The sequence below is a fragment of the Polaribacter sp. AHE13PA genome (assembly GCF_019278505.1).
In the GTDB taxonomy this organism is placed as follows: domain Bacteria; phylum Bacteroidota; class Bacteroidia; order Flavobacteriales; family Flavobacteriaceae; genus Polaribacter.
On record NZ_CP058985.1, the window covers coordinates 1,938,481 to 1,954,006 of the forward strand.

Genomic DNA, 15,526 nt, shown 5'->3' on the forward strand with positions numbered 1-15,526 from the left:
ACGTTGTACACTATTTATGAAAAGAATTTATTACTTAATAATATTTGTTATTTTCATTCAAAATTCTTCTTGCAATCGAATTAAAAAAAATGATTTAATTGGTGAATGGAGAACTTTCACTTTTAATGATAAAATTTCTTATTCAGATATTAAGTTCTCAAAAAAGAAAATACAACTACTTGATAATTTTTCAAGAATTGAAAGCGGAAAATATTATTTGAAAAGTGATGAATTAAATATCAGTTTGAATAATTATAATTTAAAATCAAAACTTATTTTCTTCAACAACGATTCTATTGAAGTATTTAATAAAACATATTACAAAGTTGAAAATTCGAAACATTTTGAATTAGATGAATATCGTTTAATTGGAATAGATTCAAATGAAAAACTGTCAGTAAATAATAATTCATATAATTTCCATCTTTATTCCGAAAAAGGAATTACAAAGATTCGATTTAATGAGAAAATTATTTCTCTCAATGATGTGAAAATAGCCATTTTTGGAGGACATCACAATTTAAAGCCAACCGTTGAATTATTCGTTGGAGAAAATATTAAATCAGAAGACTTAACGAATTTTTATATTGAACTTGAAGAATTGGGAATAAAAAAAATAACATTAATCGTTAAAAAGGAAAATCCAACTGAGTATAAAGTTATTAAAGATTCTACTGGAAATAAAGAAAATATATTGAATACAAATAAAGAATTAATTATAAAATTGAAATAAAAAACAGTGTACAACACCGTGTAAAAAAAATTGCTTGTTTTAGCTTACTTGCGAAAATCCTCTCGGATTTTCTCGGTTCGTGTTTTATTTATTAACTTTATTGCTTAAAACACGCAACTTTTCTTACACAACAACGTTGTAGGCAATTTGAAAAACATCTCCTCCATTCAATAACTTAACGCAACAAATCTAAAATTATAGATTTGTAAAATGGAAGTAAAAAAACATAGACGATTAACTTTGAAAGAAAGAGTGATTATTCAGACTCTTTTAAATGAAGAAAAGTCTAAATCTTATATAGCAATTAAACTCAATAGATCTCGTTCAACTATCGGTAGAGAAGTGAATAAATGGGTGCAAAAAAAAGAACATAAATATGATGCTGAACTTGCTCATTGGTGTGCTAAAGAAGATTATTTAAACAAGAGAAATTTAGATAAAATAAGCACTTATTCTTTACTCAAATTTTTTGTTTACAAAGGACTTTTATCAAACTGGACTCCTGAACAAATTTCTGGAAGATTAAAAGAGTTGTATCCTAATAATCTAATAATGTCTATTTCACACGAAGCTATTTATAGACACATTTATACTAGACCACAAGCTCGTTTAAATAAAAAGTTAATCAAACTATTAGTACGTAAAAAAACAAGACGTAGAACTCCTAAAAAAAGACGTGGTGGTGGAAGTAAAATCATTAACCAAGTCAGTATTGACAACAGACCACAACATATTGAACTTAGAAATGAAGTGGGACATTGGGAAGGAGATTTAGTGATTGGAAAAAATCATAAAAGTGCTATTGGAACTATTGTAGAGCGCAAAACTAGATTTACTTTAATAGTAAAATTAGAGTCTAAAAAAGCAGGTGAAGTAGCTAATGAGTTTTCTAGAATATTAAACAAATTAAATCCTATTTATAAAAAATCAATGACATATGATAACGGAATTGAAATGGCGAGACACGAAATGATTACTAAAAAAACAGGTATGAAAATATACTTTGCACATCCATATTCTTCCTGGGAAAGAGGAACAAATGAAAATACAAATGGACTCATTAGAAGATATCTTCCAAAAGGAACAAACTTCAATGAAATTGACGTAAATAAACTCCAAAATATTCAAGAAAAATTGAACAACAGACCAAGAAAAATTATAGGATATAAAACTCCAAAAGAAATGATGGATTTAGAACTTAAATTTGTAGCTTAGTAACATCAATAAACAAAAACGGTTTGTTGCGTTACAACATTGAATCCAAGAAACTTCAAATCGAAAGTTTTGAACTAAACAGAGAAAGGAATTGAAAAATATGATTGAAAAATATGACGGAAAGAAGTATGCTCTGAAAGAATATCTTCCAGTTATTTTTTTATTTATTTTTCTTATTGGATTTGCAATTTATACTGTTGTTAAAAAAGGAGAGTTTGAAGATGTCTTTTTAAGTACAACTTTTGACGAAAGTGTTGTGGACATTTTTGAAGAAAAAGGAAATACTTATTTATTACTGACAAATAAAGATAATAGATATAGAATCGAAAACAGTCGGAATTACGCTTACGAATCTGCTTTTTTATATGATTTTATTAAAGAAAATGACCGAGTGATTAAAAACGAATGTTCTGATACTCTTTTTATAGAACGAAGTTCAAAAAAATATCATTTTCTTATAGGAAGTACATTGTACAATCGTGAAGGAAAATCAAAGGAACTTATACAGAAATCTCTAATCGAAAGAGAAATAATGAATGACAGAAATGACTGTGACTGAAAATAAAACTGAATAGAAAAACGAACACACAACACCGTGTAAAAATAATGCTTAGTTTAGTGCTTAATCAAGAGTCCGTGCATTTTTGTGACGTCTGATTTTCCTGCGGAAAATCCTCGCACACAAAACCGCACTATTCTTATACATCAACGTTGGCAATAATATCCAAGCAGAATGCTGAAAAAAAATATACTGAAAGAATAAACGATAGAATGAAAAGGCACAAATTTAAAACATCAAAAAAATTAAAAACAATACATCGTAAAATGATAGTAAATTTTGGTGCGGAAAACATAAGATATGAATACGAACATTATTATTTCGATATCAAAACTGAAAAAGTAGAAAGTTTACAAGCTCATTTTAAGAAAATTGGATTAGTGTTGTTAGAAGTTTAACTGGAAGTATCTAAAATAGATGCTGGAAAAAAAAATAAACATAATGCCAAAATTTTTATGTGTTTTTATATCAATAAAGAATTTTAATAAATCAATCCGATAGTTTGAGAAAAATCGAACTGAATGTTGAAAAAAGTATTTCGGAATTATTAATCGTGCGGAATCTCTAGCAAATTAAAAAACTGAACAGAACGCTGAAAATTATTTCGAATTGAAACAAACCTAAAAAAAACAAAAATACTATCGCCAACACCGTGTATATTTAATTGCTTTTTTCTTCCCTACTTGCGAATATTCCTGAGGAATATTCACGGGTTCGTAAAAGTTTACTAACTTAGTTGCTAAACCACGCAACTAATCATACACAAACACGTTGGGCATAATTTATGAAAAATCTAATTTTAATAAAAATAGGTGAATCAAAATACATTAACGATATGTATGAGAACGAATATTTATATTTTAAAAGTTTAAAAGAATTTAGAAGTAATTCAGAAGACCAAACAGGAAGATTAGACCCGAAAGAATTAAATGTAAGTAATACGCAAATAAATAACTTAACACTAACAACAAATAACAAGGAAATAGAATTACATAAAGTTTTCAAAAATTTTGAAGGTCAATTAATGAAAAACTTAGATAACCCTGAAATTAATTGTTGTTCACTTAATTGGTTAGTTCTTGAAACTGGTAAAAAAAGTAGATTTTTTGAAAAAAAACTACTCGAAATGGGAAACAAAGCTCTGTTAATATTAGATTGGAAAAAATTCTTTGAAATTCTTGATAGAGAAATTGAAAAAATGAATTATAATTTTTCTAGGAAAAAAGTAACATATTATTCTCCTAAAATTCATAACGGAGAAATCTCATTACATCACAAAGATGAAAAGTTTGAATATCAAAATGAATATCGAATATTAATTTCACCTACGAAAAATGAACCAATAAACATTCCTTTGCCAGGTTTGAAAGAAATTAGCACTGTAATAGATTCTAGTAATTTGAATAAATTAATCATTAAATAAAAAACTAAGCCCAACACCGTGTATAAAAAATTGCTATTTTTAGCTAAACTAAAACTTGTTGCTTATTTGCAAACTTCTGAATTTCCGTTGGAAATTCCTCGTTCACAAAATCGCAACTTTTAATACACAACAACGTTGGCAATAATATATCAGAACGCAAAGAACACGAACGAATTGAGCAAATAAAGAACTAAAAAAATGAAAAACATACACTTTGATAATATGAGAAATTGGATATGGATTGCAATTTTAATCCTATCTCTAATATTTATTTTGGGTGGAGCTTTTGAACTGTTTGAACTTGAAAACCCAAAGTTGAATAAAGGAATGAGTGCTATCGGATTTTTTCTTCAAGTTATTTATTTCAGCAAAATGTTTTGGTATAAAAACTATGTTCAATGGAACAAAAAAGGTGCTGTAATTCGAATTAATTCTTTTTCTGCGAAGTCGTTGAGTTTTGACCAAATCAAAAAAACTGAACTGATTGAAAAAAAATTGATAATAACTAAAGACAGCGGAAAGACAATAACATTTGACTTGAACGAAATAGCAGAACCTGACACACAAAAGTTGAACGAAATAATAATAAAAAATACTATTGCCAACACCGTATAAAAATAATTGCGGTTTAGTGCTAAAACAAAGGTCGTTGCGTGTTTGTAACGTCTGATTTTCCTTCGGAAAATCCTCGCATACAAACCCGCAACTATTCTTATACATAAACGTTGCCAGTAATTTAAGAGGAACATTGGAAATCACAAAGAAAGAAATAGAAAAACTAATTGAATTGAGAAAAGAAAACACTTTTCTTAATCATTTATGGAATGTTTTTTCTCGTGATTTTAGATCAAAAGGAGAAATTAATAGGAATAAAATAAAAGTTTGGAATCAAAGTATTTGGAATGTAGCTTTTTATCCAATTTTTACGTTTGAATTGAACGCTAATAATCATCTGACAAATATAACAGATAAATTAAATCCAATAGGAAAAACAATCGTTGGGTTATTTTCAGTCGGAATTCTCTACTTTATTTTCACCAATTTTTCAATCGATTTTGACTTTTTGGAAAATTGGTTACCTATTCTAATCGTTTCCATCTTCTTGCTAATTGTTATTACAGTTTTCAGGAAACTTTACCTATTTGAAAAACAAAATCAACTTGACGAAATATTTGAGATTTTAGAAATAGAGGTTGAGGAAAAAAAACCAGAAAAAGAATGGTCACTGAAAAACATATTAATTAGATTATTTACATATCCGTTTTGTCTGTTTTTAATCGGACTAAATATTTTTCTAATAATTCCGAATGGACAATACATTTTAGCATTAGGAACTTTTGGATTTGTTGGATTTTATCTGTTTTCGGATTTGAAAATGATATTTAAGAAATAAAAAACTACTGGCAACACCGTATAAATTTTATTGCTGGTTTTAGCTCACTTGGGAAATTCCTTCGGAATTTCGCCGTTCGTGTTTTATTTAGTAAATTCACTGCTTAAACAACGCAACAAAGCTTATACAACAACGTTGTACACAATATAACCCAACAGAATGAATAGAAAAATAATCACACTTTTACTTTTAGCAATATTCACAAATTTTGGATATTCGCAATCGGACAAAATAAATATAAAAACTGAACATTTAACAGAGGCGAATTATCTGAAAATGGATGATTTTTATTTGACTCATTACTTATATATCGACCTCTTTTTAAGAGAAAATTTGTTTCCAGAAGCAAACGCAGAAGATGTTTCCTCAATCTTAAAAGCTTTGAAAAAATATGTTTCAGTAGAAAACAAACTAGACATTGAAATTGAAAAACCTGGAAAAAGGAATTACTTAATCCGATTCACAATTTTAAAGAAAGATGACGGTACTGAACTTTTAATAGCTTTCACGAATTGGAGCGTTAAGAAAAAAGAGTTTGAAAAAGATATTAAAATGGAAAATGATTCCTATACGAGATGGTATTTTCTAAATGGAAACAAAATGACTTACCGAAAGGATATGTCTGACCAAAGCGATTATTCAACTATGAATAAATCTGACTTAGCTAATGCTTATCTATTCGATGAAATATCTGAAAATGATTCTGAGATAAAAAATACAATAGACGAATATCTAAATCAAAGCGAATTAAGTGTTTCAGATAAAATTATGGCGAATTTAATCTTATTGAAATACCAAATTTTTCAAAAAGAGAACGATAATGTGAATAAACAAACTGAATACATAACTGAACTTTTTGAGAAAAATAAGTCGGAATCTAATTTAAGAGGTTTACAAGCTGCATTCAATGCGACAATATTTCAAATAGAATTAAGTAAATAAATACTGTGTACAACACCGTATAAAAATAATTGCGGTTTAGTGCTTAATCAAAGGTCGTTGCGTGTTTGTAACGTCTGATTTTCCTTCGGAAAATCCTCGCATACAAACCCGCAACTATTCTTATACATAAACGTTGTACAACATAAAGAATGAAAATAAAATTTGTAATAATATTCACATTTTTAGCTTTTATAAAGGCTGAATTTTCTCATTCTCAACATTCCGAAAAATTTGTTGAATTAACACAAAATTTGAAACCAATTGATTCAATAGTTAAAATCAAAAAATTTACAAACGGAAAAATTAAAGAAATTTCTAAATTTTTAGTTTATGAATATGGAGAATATACTTATGAAATTGTAAGTGGGAAACAACAATTATTTGACAAAAAAGGGAGATTATTTTATGAAGTTTTTTATGGTAGTTTTGGGAATTTAATTTATCAAAAACAATTCAATAATAAAAATCAACTCTATAGAATTATTGAAACAACAAAAATTGATTTGAAACCTGAAACCACTCTTTATCAAATATTAAACTCTAATAAAAAAACTTTAATTGAAAGTTATGAAAAAGAGTATAACTCAAATGAAAAAGAGGGAAATTTAAAATTATGGAAAGAAGGAAAATGGTTGAATGGAAGAAAAATTGGAAAATGGAAAACTTATAATTTTTGTGACGAAACATTTAAAATAAAGGAATACAAAAGGAAATAAAACGTTGTACAACACCTTGTATAAAAAATTGCTAAATTTGGCTTAATCAAAGTTTGTGCTTTTTTATAAACCCCTATTTTCCTGCGGAAAATAGCCGTTCATTTAAAACGCAAATTTCCATACAAAAACACGTTGGCAACAAGCTAAAAAAAACGACATAGATGGAATTTAAAGGAGGTGCAATTATCATAGGTTCGTTACTTTGGGACAAAAAACCCGAACGAATTAAATGGAGAAAACTCTATCTCGAACCTTCAGAAAATATAATTTCATTTAAAGCTCGAATTCGTTACGGAAGAGAATCAAGTTCAAGGAGAAATACGCATACGATGATTTTATCAAATCACCCAAAAACAGAATTCGGAAATGCTTACATTCTGCGATTTAAGGAAATACTTAAAAATGCTCGGAATTTAGAAAGTCAAGCATTTGCTATGGCAGCAGCAGAAGGACTTTGGAAAAAAACTGGACCTTCATTGAATAAAAATTGGGGAACTGTTGGTCTTTTAATAAATCCGAAACTTGAGGAAAGCAGAAATCTTGAAATAATAAAAGAGCGTTGGACAAAAATTTATGCAGAGTATAATTTCAATCCAGCTGATTACAAAATCGAAAAGGAATCTGAAATAATTGATAAAAACGGATTTTTAAAAATTGAGTGGACAGAAGAAATGAACGAATTTGATTTTCTAATAGCAACATTGACTGTTCCAAGTCCAAAGTCATTGCTTAACGAAAAAATTATAGCTGAAAGAATTAATGAAACGGGTTATGACAAATATTTTTTAAACAATTATAAAAACGGAATTAGAACTTTCCAAGATGAGGAAATAATTAAGAAACTGAATAAAAAGCCAGTTGCCAACACCGTATAAAAATAATTGCGGTTTAGTGCTTAATCAAAGGTCGTTGCGTGTTTGTAACGTCTGATTTTCCTGCGGAAAATCCTCGCATACAAACCCGCAACTATTCTTATACATAAACGTTGTAAAACATTTGAAAAAAACTCTGTACATATTAATATTATTCTGTTTCGGATTTAAATGCGCTGATATTAATTGCGATTTGAGTAACGGAAAGTATAAAGTCATCTATGATAAAGAGTTCTTAAACTATCCAAAATTTGAGTTTAAAATAGATGGAGAAAATTTAACGGAGATTAACTCTAAATTGAATCGGAGATATAAGATTGAAAAACTTGGAGAGAATTCTTTCAAACTAAAATCTCTTGAGAAACAAACTGACTCTTTGACTGAATTTCAAAAAGCATTAATCTCAAACGGAAAAACCTACTATGAAATTACGAACTGTAAAAAAGACACGATTGATTTTATAATGCGAGTAAACTTGCACGTAATTTCACATTCTGGAAAATTTGTGCGAATAAAATAAATATGACTTAATTTATTATAATATCAATACTTGTAATTCTTTTTGCTGGATTTTTATACTGGGCTTATTTACCAGATTATCGAAGAAATCCAAAAGAATTCTGGAGAACTATAATCGGAATGCCAATCGGAATGATATTAGGCGGATTAGGATACTCTACATTGAATGATAAAATAAAGAAATGGGCAACTAACGATAAAAAGAAGAACGCGAAATAAAACGTTTTACAACACAGTATAAAAATAATTGCGGTTTAGTGCTTAATCAAAAGGTCGTTACGTGTTTGTAACGTCTGATTTTCCTTCGGAAAATCCTCGCATACAAACCCACAACTATTCTTATACATAAACGTTGCAAAACATTGTCGAGTAAGTTTGGAGAAAAATTGAAAATTAACGATTTAAGAATGTTAGTTGTAATTACAAAAAATGAAAACAAAAGAATTATTTGATAAAATCATCAATGGAATCGAATTAAATAGTGGAGAAACTCTTGAATGGAATGCTGAATTAAAAACACTTATTCCATATTCAAATAAACACTTTATTGATAATGAATATATTACTCTTGATTTCGGAATACAAGAACTTGTAAATGGAATAAAAATAAAACTGACAGTAACCGAAATATTAAATGAAAACAAATATTTTACAAATATTGGTTCAAGTTTAAAAAGTCAAGAAGAAACTCTATCTCTAATCGGTAAACTGAAATCCAAATTAGGTGATCCAAATGAGTTTTATCAAGGGAATTTTGGAATTTTCACTCATTGGGAAAATAATGATAATCGAATTGAAATTATAACTAAAGACCATCACGGAGGCTCTTGGTTTGAATTTCATATAAAAAAGAAAATATCCTTATAAATTAAAGGTTGCTTTTTGTGTTATAAAAATTAAAAATAAGGAACACCTTCTCACTAATCGGAATTTTCGAAAAACAAGGAATTGAGAAAAATGGAAAGTAAAAAACAACGATTTTGCAACAACGTGTAGTAAAAATTGCTAAATTAGTGCTTAACTAAAAGCAGTTGCATTTTTACTCACTTCAATTTTCCTGCGGAAAATAGCCGTTCACAAAAATCGCAACTTTCATTACACAAACACGTTGTAGCACATTTAAAATGAACATTTTGCTGAAATTAATATTTAGAGTTTTCATCATTTTTTATTCATCTATAATTGGAATAATTTTAGTTTCAAAACTGAAAAATATTGAGCTTTCTGACAATTATATTAGTGGAAATATCTATGTGATTTTTATCATCACAACGATTATATTAATAATAACTTCTATAAGAATAAATACTTTAAGAAAAATTGAAAATACCGAAAAAGGAATATTTCGATTGGCGCATTATATTGTTGGAATTACAACTTTAATCTTTTTAGTTTCACTCACACTAACATCTGAATTTGGAAGTTGGATAAATAATAGAATCGAATATGAAAATATACAAAATCCGAAAAGAACTATTAATCATCAAATATTAGATAAAGGAACTTTAGGATTTGGAGGTGAAAGAGTTGTGGAAACTTCTTCCTTTTTTAAAATATGGAATACTGTTAAAAAAATTGACACGTTAAAATTAAACTCGAAAGAATGGAAAAGAGTTGAGAGAATTCCACAATATCCATTTGAATAAAATATGAATTATGAAAAATAAAAATAACGTGCTACAACAACATATATAATTTATTGCTAGTTTTAGCTTACTTACGAAAATCCTCTCGGATTTTCTTTGTCAGTAAATATTTACTAAATTAGGTGCTTAAAACACGCAACAAACCATATATAAACACGTTGTAAACAATTTAAGAAATGTCGAAAAGCATTCATATAACAAAGAAAAATTTCAAAGGTTTAACTAAAGCTGAACTTGACGAACAAGCTAAAGACCCAAATTCGGAATTAACTGAATGGGCTCGAAAAAGTGCGATAAAAAAAGAGGTTAAGAAAAACCGAAAGAATGAAAAGAATAGTTAAATATGGTTTTTTGATTTTCGGAGCAATAATTCTAATTGGATTTGCTCTGAAAGGAAATATCACTCACGAACAATTTGACTCTGAAAAGTGGAAAAACTGGACGGAATCTGAAGCGGAATTATCATTGCGTTGGGATATGATGAATAGTTTGAGAAATAATCACGAACTGAACGGAAAAACGAGAACGGAAATAATAAACTTATTAGGAAAACCAGATTCAGAAACTAACTCGGATTTCCGATATTATTTGGGAATGTCAAAACGTGGAATTAATACTGGAAGTTTAACAATTAAATTTAATGAGAACGGAATTGTAAATAACTATAAAGTTTGGCAAGGATAATATGATTTTTAAAAAAGAAACAAAAGATAATGAACTCTACGTTTATATGAACGGAAAATTGATTTATAAAAAGTGGATGAATACTGGTGAATCGAAAGTATTTGACTTAATTGCTTATGACAAATACACTTTGAAATCAATTAAAGAAACGGAATAAAAAACTGTTTACAACACCGTATATAATTTATTGCTGGCTTCTCGCCTACTTACGAAAGTCCTCTCGGACTTTCTTGGTCGGTAATTATTTACTAAATTAGTTGCTTGAAACACGCAACAAACCATATACAACAACGTTGTAAAACATTTGAAATTGACCTCAATAAGTGAAATTAAAATTTAATGGATAAAAGTATAATCGGAATTTTTTTTGCGCTTGGAATAAGTTTCTTTATTCTTTATTCGAGAAAAGCAAAATGGATAACACCCAAGAAGGTTTGGTTTTTCTGTTTAGGATTTTTGATTGTCGGAATTTTTGGCTTATTATCAAAAAATGAGTTAAGAAATGAAAGATTAATGTATTTTGGATTCTGTGTTCCTTTAGTATATTGGATTTTTGACAGATTATTTAAAAAACTGAGTGAAAAAATTCACAATAGAGATTTTATTCTCTTCTTAAGAAATTCGAGTGAAATTGATTATGGATTTTCAGCTGAAAATCCACACGTTAAAACCTCCGATAAATTATTTTCATTTGGGCTTTTAATAATTATTATTGGAACTTTATTTATCGGTATGAAAACATTATGAAAAAAAACGTTTTACAACAGCAATGAACACAGATAAATCAAACGAATTTCCTCATATAAAATTTGGTTCTCGTGGAGAAGGAATTTATTATAATCTGAATGGAAAGGAATATGGTTTTGATTCAACTTGTTTTGGTGGAATAAATATCTGTTTGAGAGATTTAAGCGATACGAATTTGGGCGAAAACCAAAAGACTAAAATGTTTATGGAAATTATTCAATTCGTAAATGAAAGAGAAAATGAAAAACCAATAATCTCTTACAATACTGACGAAAAAGATTCGGAATTGTGGAAGAAACTGACAGCTAAATTTAGTTCGCAAATTAAGGATGTTGAAATAACAAATAATGAAGAAGCGAATCAAACTTGGTATGAAAGTATGAAAGCTGATTTAGAAACGGGATTAACCGAAATCAATATCAGAGGTCTGAAAATAAAAACAATTAAGGATTTAGACAAACATTGGAATAAAATAAAATTTACGAAAGATGGTGAATCAAACGAAAAAGTCACTTTTTGGGACAAAATAAAAGCAAAACTGAAATAAAAACGTTTTACAACACCGTATATAAAAAATTGCTGGTGTTGTGCTAAAAAAAAGGTCGTTGCACGTTTGCTACGTCTGATTTTCCTTCGGAAAATCCTCGCACACAAACACGCAACTTTCCATATACAAACACGTTGGCTTTAATGCGAAAGATGTACTTTCCTGAAATAGGTTGACTAAAAATTAAACACTTAATTATAGTCACTTATGAAAGCTCAAAAACAACCCTGGCGAAAAAAAACGTACGAAAAAGCAACTTTAGAACTCAAATTATTCGTCGTTGACCAAATTCAGAATGGACAGATTTCCACAAACTTTGCTTCCAAAAAATATGATGTTCCTAGAACTACAATTGGGTATTGGATCAAAAAATATAGTACTTTAGTCCAACAAAATACAGGTATGAGTAAATTAGATGAGATTAAAAAACTAAAGGAACGTATTGAAGAATTGGAGTTTGTAAAGGAATTTCAACAAGATATTATTGCTGACATGGAAATCATTACTGGAGTCGATTTGTCAAAAAAGTCGTTGCCCAAAACATTAGCGAAAGAGATAGAACTAAAAAAGAAAAACCGTTTAAAAGAAAATGGTTCTATGAGTGTTTTGGGATTAGTAAACAAGCCTTCTACAAAAGACTCAAAACCCAAGAAAACAAACGACTAAACGATGAAAAAGTCATCGCAATGATACAAGAATATCGAAAATTAGTTGGTATGAGAACTGGCGGAATTAAGTTATATGATGAACTTAAACAAGACTTTATAAACAAGGTATTAAAATCGGTAGAGATAAGTTGTACGATGTGTTAAGGCTTCATAATTTACTTGTTCCTAAGCTTAAAAACTATGTGACAACAACAAATTCTAATCATCAATTTAGAAAATATAAAAACCTAATTAAAGACCAAGTTCCTACTCGACCAGAACAACTATGGGTAAGCGATATAACATACATTAAAACAGACAATGGACACAATTACCTAGCAATCGTTACAGATGCATATTCTAAACAAATTATGGGCTATAAATTAGATAACAACATGAAGACATCACTTTGTTCAGAAGCGCTAGAAATGGCTATTAAAAATAGAAAATACCCTGATAAAAAATTAATACATCATTCTGACAGAGGTTTTCAATACTGTAACCCCAAATACACAGCATTTGCAGAAGAAAATGGCATAATGATGAGCATGACAGAACAATATGATCCTTATGAAAACGCAATTGCAGAGCGAATTAATAGAACTTTAAAATATGAATATGGACTTAGAAATTGCATTAAAAACACTGCCATTGCTCAAGAAGTAACAAAACAAGCAGTATATATTTACAACAATTTAAGAACCCATTTTAGCTTAGAATTAAGAAAACCAGCTGAAGTACATTTAAACCCAAACATCAAATACAAATCATATCGAAGAAATAATGTAAATTTGACTGAACTAACAATTTGAAAACAAAACTAGTTCAAAATATTTTTTGCCTTCTAAACGGCTAAAAAAATCTTTTGAACGGTATAAATTAACCTAAAAAAAGGTCAACCTATATCAGTATAATATAAAAGGATTGCAACTGTAATACAAAAGAATTGCTACTACCCTACACTGCAATGTTTATCATAAAGTAAAAACAATTGCTACAAATTCACAAAGACGATACAAATTCTCATCAAAATAAATAATTGCATTACAAAAACAAAAAGGATTGCAAATGTAATACAAAAGGATTGCCATTACTTTACACTGCAATTTTATCACAAAGTAAAAACAATTGCTATAAATTCACAAAAACAACACAAAGCCATATCAAAATAAATTATTGTATTACAAAAACAAAAAAGATTGCAACTGTAATACAAAAGAATTGCTACTACCTTACACTGCAATGTTTATCATAAAGTAAAAACAATTGCTACAAATTCACAAAGACGACACAAATTCTCATCAAAATAAATAATTGCATTACAAAAACGAAAAGGATTGCAAATGTAATACAAAAGGATTGCCATTACTTTACACAGCATTTGCAGAAGAAAATGGCATAATGATGAGCATGACAGAACAATATGATCCTTATGAAAACGCAATTGCAGAGCGAATTAATAGAACTTTAAAATATGAATATGGACTTAGAAATTGCATTAAAAATACTGCCATTGCTCAAGAAGTAACAAAACAAGCTGTATATATTTACAACAATTTAAGAACCCATTTTAGCTTAGAATTAAGAAAACCAGCAGAAGTACATTTAAATCCAAACATCAAATACAAATCATATCGAAGAAATAATGTAAATTTGACTGAACTAGTTATATAGAATATAAATAATTTAAAAGGTATAAATTAGACCAAAAAAGGTCAACCTATATCAGTATAATACATTATGGGATACAAACTTGATAATCATATGAGAACATCACTTTGTACAGATGTGCTGGCTATGGCTATTAAAAATAGAAAATATCCAACTAAAAATCTCATTCATCATTCAGATATAGGTTTTCAATATTGTAACCCTAAGTACACGGAATTTGCAGAAAATAACGGAATTACAATGAGTATGACTGAAAAATATAATCCTTACGAAAACGCTATTGCAGAACGAATTAATAGAACTTTAAAATACGAATACGGATTAAAACAAATTCTTAAAAACACAGATATTGCCCAAGAAATAACAAAACAAGCAGTATACATTTACAATAATTTAAGAACACATTTTAGCCTAGGTTTAAGAAAACCTGCAGAAGTACACTTAAATCCGAATATAAAATGTAAACTTAAGATGTATAAAAATTTATCTTTTAAAAGTATGTAAAACATATAGTAAAATTAGTAAATTGCATACAGAAATTTATACTAATAATCTGGTCTAAACTGAACACGTTTTTGAACACGATTTACAAATAAAAAAGGTTATTTATTACGTTATAAGCATTTTAACTCGAATTCATAACCCTGAGGTCACGGGTTCAAATCCCGTTCTCGCTACAAACTTAATGTTAATTAAATCAACGAATTGTGTCTCACAATTCGTTTTTTTATGTCTACATTTTTCTTACTTTTACAAAGAGTACACGATAAAGTACACGATTGCCCTATGAAATTGAATTATTCAGAGCCAAAAATATTCACTAGAGAAGCTGATATTGGAGCTTGGTCTAAACTGTCAAAAAAAGATAAAAAAGAAGCATTATCCAAAAGTTGGTATGTCTATTATTCAATTAGAGATCAGATCCAATTACAGGAAAACTAAAAAGGCAAACTAATATAAAAGCTGGAGTCAACCTTTATAAGGATAAAAGAAGTAGGATACACATCTTAACTCAATTAAAAGAAAGTTTACAATATGTTTTATCAAAAGGCTTCAATCCTTATGAAGATAATAGTTCTTTAGCTGAATTTATCGAAAATCTTCTTTCTCCTGAAAAAAGCGAAGTCAACAATACACCAACACAAAAGGAAACTCCAGTGTATCTTGAAAAAAAGGCTGTACAAGAAACACCGATCCTCTACCCCATTAACA

General features: G+C 28.5%; 21 protein-coding genes. All 21 read left to right on the forward strand.

Annotated features, from left to right (window positions below):
• Window positions 1-16 precede the first annotated feature (16 nt).
• The 21 genes from H0I28_RS08545 (at window position 17) to H0I28_RS08635 (ending at window position 15,256) form a co-directional block, all read left to right on the forward strand.
• A complete protein-coding gene (locus tag H0I28_RS08545; protein WP_218761387.1) occupies window positions 17-733 on the forward strand; it encodes a hypothetical protein in 717 nt (238 codons plus the stop codon).
• A 210-nt stretch (window positions 734-943) separates the two neighbouring features.
• Window positions 944-1,948, forward strand: coding sequence for an IS30 family transposase (locus tag H0I28_RS08550; protein ID WP_218759116.1), 1,005 nt, complete (start codon window positions 944-946; stop codon window positions 1,946-1,948).
• A gap of 100 nt (window positions 1,949-2,048) precedes the next feature.
• A complete protein-coding gene (locus H0I28_RS08555; RefSeq protein WP_218761388.1) occupies window positions 2,049-2,507 on the forward strand; it encodes a hypothetical protein in 459 nt (152 codons plus the stop codon).
• 266 nt (window positions 2,508-2,773) lie between these two features.
• A complete protein-coding gene (locus tag H0I28_RS17640; RefSeq protein WP_302850275.1) occupies window positions 2,774-2,905 on the forward strand; it encodes a hypothetical protein in 132 nt (43 codons plus the stop codon).
• A 386-nt stretch (window positions 2,906-3,291) separates the two neighbouring features.
• Window positions 3,292-3,930, forward strand: a complete 639-nt coding sequence (locus H0I28_RS08560; protein WP_218733063.1) for a hypothetical protein — start codon at window positions 3,292-3,294, stop codon at window positions 3,928-3,930.
• 198 nt (window positions 3,931-4,128) lie between these two features.
• A complete protein-coding gene (locus tag H0I28_RS08565; protein WP_218761389.1) occupies window positions 4,129-4,545 on the forward strand; it encodes a hypothetical protein in 417 nt (138 codons plus the stop codon).
• A 172-nt stretch (window positions 4,546-4,717) separates the two neighbouring features.
• Window positions 4,718-5,323 (forward strand): hypothetical protein, encoded by a 606-nt coding sequence (locus H0I28_RS08570; protein ID WP_218761390.1) that lies wholly within the window; start codon window positions 4,718-4,720, stop codon window positions 5,321-5,323.
• A 159-nt stretch (window positions 5,324-5,482) separates the two neighbouring features.
• A complete protein-coding gene (locus H0I28_RS08575; RefSeq protein ID WP_218761391.1) occupies window positions 5,483-6,265 on the forward strand; it encodes a hypothetical protein in 783 nt (260 codons plus the stop codon).
• A 149-nt stretch (window positions 6,266-6,414) separates the two neighbouring features.
• Entirely contained in the window at window positions 6,415-6,981 is a 567-nt protein-coding gene (locus H0I28_RS08580) for a hypothetical protein (protein WP_218761377.1), read from the forward strand.
• A 161-nt stretch (window positions 6,982-7,142) separates the two neighbouring features.
• Window positions 7,143-7,856 carry a hypothetical protein gene (locus H0I28_RS08585; RefSeq protein ID WP_218761392.1) on the forward strand — a complete coding sequence of 238 codons (714 nt, stop codon included), beginning with the start codon at window positions 7,143-7,145 and terminating at the stop codon, window positions 7,854-7,856.
• Window positions 7,857-8,801: 945 nt separating this feature from the next.
• On the forward strand, window positions 8,802-9,239 hold the full coding sequence (locus H0I28_RS08590) for a hypothetical protein (protein WP_218761393.1): 438 nt from the start codon (window positions 8,802-8,804) through the stop codon (window positions 9,237-9,239).
• A gap of 266 nt (window positions 9,240-9,505) precedes the next feature.
• The gene (locus H0I28_RS08595; RefSeq protein WP_218761394.1) at window positions 9,506-10,018 is read left to right on the forward strand and encodes a hypothetical protein; all 513 of its coding nucleotides are present in this window, start codon (window positions 9,506-9,508) and stop codon (window positions 10,016-10,018) included.
• A 324-nt stretch (window positions 10,019-10,342) separates the two neighbouring features.
• Window positions 10,343-10,702 carry a hypothetical protein gene (locus H0I28_RS08600; RefSeq protein WP_218761395.1) on the forward strand — a complete coding sequence of 120 codons (360 nt, stop codon included), beginning with the start codon at window positions 10,343-10,345 and terminating at the stop codon, window positions 10,700-10,702.
• A gap of 339 nt (window positions 10,703-11,041) precedes the next feature.
• Entirely contained in the window at window positions 11,042-11,449 is a 408-nt protein-coding gene (locus H0I28_RS08605; RefSeq protein WP_055443587.1) for a hypothetical protein, read from the forward strand.
• Between the two features lie 22 nt (window positions 11,450-11,471).
• The gene (locus tag H0I28_RS08610; RefSeq protein WP_055443586.1) at window positions 11,472-11,996 is read left to right on the forward strand and encodes a hypothetical protein; all 525 of its coding nucleotides are present in this window, start codon (window positions 11,472-11,474) and stop codon (window positions 11,994-11,996) included.
• 207 nt (window positions 11,997-12,203) lie between these two features.
• Entirely contained in the window at window positions 12,204-12,662 is a 459-nt protein-coding gene (locus H0I28_RS08615; protein ID WP_218761396.1) for a helix-turn-helix domain-containing protein, read from the forward strand.
• A gap of 20 nt (window positions 12,663-12,682) precedes the next feature.
• Entirely contained in the window at window positions 12,683-12,808 is a 126-nt protein-coding gene (locus H0I28_RS17645) for a hypothetical protein (protein WP_302850276.1), read from the forward strand.
• Complete coding sequence (locus tag H0I28_RS08620) at window positions 12,802-13,455, forward strand: IS3 family transposase (RefSeq protein ID WP_254712743.1); 654 nt, start codon at window positions 12,802-12,804, stop codon at window positions 13,453-13,455. Before H0I28_RS17645 ends, H0I28_RS08620 begins: the two co-directional genes overlap by 7 nt.
• 502 nt (window positions 13,456-13,957) lie before the next feature.
• Window positions 13,958-14,317: an integrase core domain-containing protein gene (locus H0I28_RS08625; RefSeq protein ID WP_218731049.1), complete on the forward strand. Its 360-nt coding sequence runs from the start codon at window positions 13,958-13,960 to the stop codon at window positions 14,315-14,317.
• 66 nt (window positions 14,318-14,383) lie between these two features.
• Window positions 14,384-14,818 (forward strand): integrase core domain-containing protein, encoded by a 435-nt coding sequence (locus H0I28_RS08630; protein WP_218731050.1) that lies wholly within the window; start codon window positions 14,384-14,386, stop codon window positions 14,816-14,818.
• Window positions 14,819-15,043: 225 nt separating this feature from the next.
• Window positions 15,044-15,256 carry a hypothetical protein gene (locus tag H0I28_RS08635; protein WP_218761399.1) on the forward strand — a complete coding sequence of 71 codons (213 nt, stop codon included), beginning with the start codon at window positions 15,044-15,046 and terminating at the stop codon, window positions 15,254-15,256.
• The last annotated feature ends 270 nt before the right edge of the window (window positions 15,257-15,526 follow it).

Coding starts and splice junctions, on each gene's coding strand:
- H0I28_RS08545 (WP_218761387.1), top strand. CDS start 17: ATGAAAAGAATTTATTACTTAATAATATTTGTTATTTTCATTCAAAAT.
- H0I28_RS08550 (WP_218759116.1), top strand. CDS start 944: ATGGAAGTAAAAAAACATAGACGATTAACTTTGAAAGAAAGAGTGATT.
- H0I28_RS08555 (WP_218761388.1), top strand. CDS start 2,049: ATGATTGAAAAATATGACGGAAAGAAGTATGCTCTGAAAGAATATCTT.
- H0I28_RS17640 (WP_302850275.1), top strand. CDS start 2,774: ATGATAGTAAATTTTGGTGCGGAAAACATAAGATATGAATACGAACAT.
- H0I28_RS08560 (WP_218733063.1), top strand. CDS start 3,292: ATGAAAAATCTAATTTTAATAAAAATAGGTGAATCAAAATACATTAAC.
- H0I28_RS08565 (WP_218761389.1), top strand. CDS start 4,129: ATGAAAAACATACACTTTGATAATATGAGAAATTGGATATGGATTGCA.
- H0I28_RS08575 (WP_218761391.1), top strand. CDS start 5,483: ATGAATAGAAAAATAATCACACTTTTACTTTTAGCAATATTCACAAAT.
- H0I28_RS08580 (WP_218761377.1), top strand. CDS start 6,415: ATGAAAATAAAATTTGTAATAATATTCACATTTTTAGCTTTTATAAAG.
- H0I28_RS08585 (WP_218761392.1), top strand. CDS start 7,143: ATGGAATTTAAAGGAGGTGCAATTATCATAGGTTCGTTACTTTGGGAC.
- H0I28_RS08590 (WP_218761393.1), top strand. CDS start 8,802: ATGAAAACAAAAGAATTATTTGATAAAATCATCAATGGAATCGAATTA.
- H0I28_RS08600 (WP_218761395.1), top strand. CDS start 10,343: ATGAAAAGAATAGTTAAATATGGTTTTTTGATTTTCGGAGCAATAATT.
- H0I28_RS08605 (WP_055443587.1), top strand. CDS start 11,042: ATGGATAAAAGTATAATCGGAATTTTTTTTGCGCTTGGAATAAGTTTC.
- H0I28_RS08610 (WP_055443586.1), top strand. CDS start 11,472: ATGAACACAGATAAATCAAACGAATTTCCTCATATAAAATTTGGTTCT.
- H0I28_RS08615 (WP_218761396.1), top strand. CDS start 12,204: ATGAAAGCTCAAAAACAACCCTGGCGAAAAAAAACGTACGAAAAAGCA.
- H0I28_RS17645 (WP_302850276.1), top strand. CDS start 12,683: ATGATACAAGAATATCGAAAATTAGTTGGTATGAGAACTGGCGGAATT.
- H0I28_RS08630 (WP_218731050.1), top strand. CDS start 14,384: ATGGGATACAAACTTGATAATCATATGAGAACATCACTTTGTACAGAT.
- H0I28_RS08635 (WP_218761399.1), top strand. CDS start 15,044: ATGTCTACATTTTTCTTACTTTTACAAAGAGTACACGATAAAGTACAC.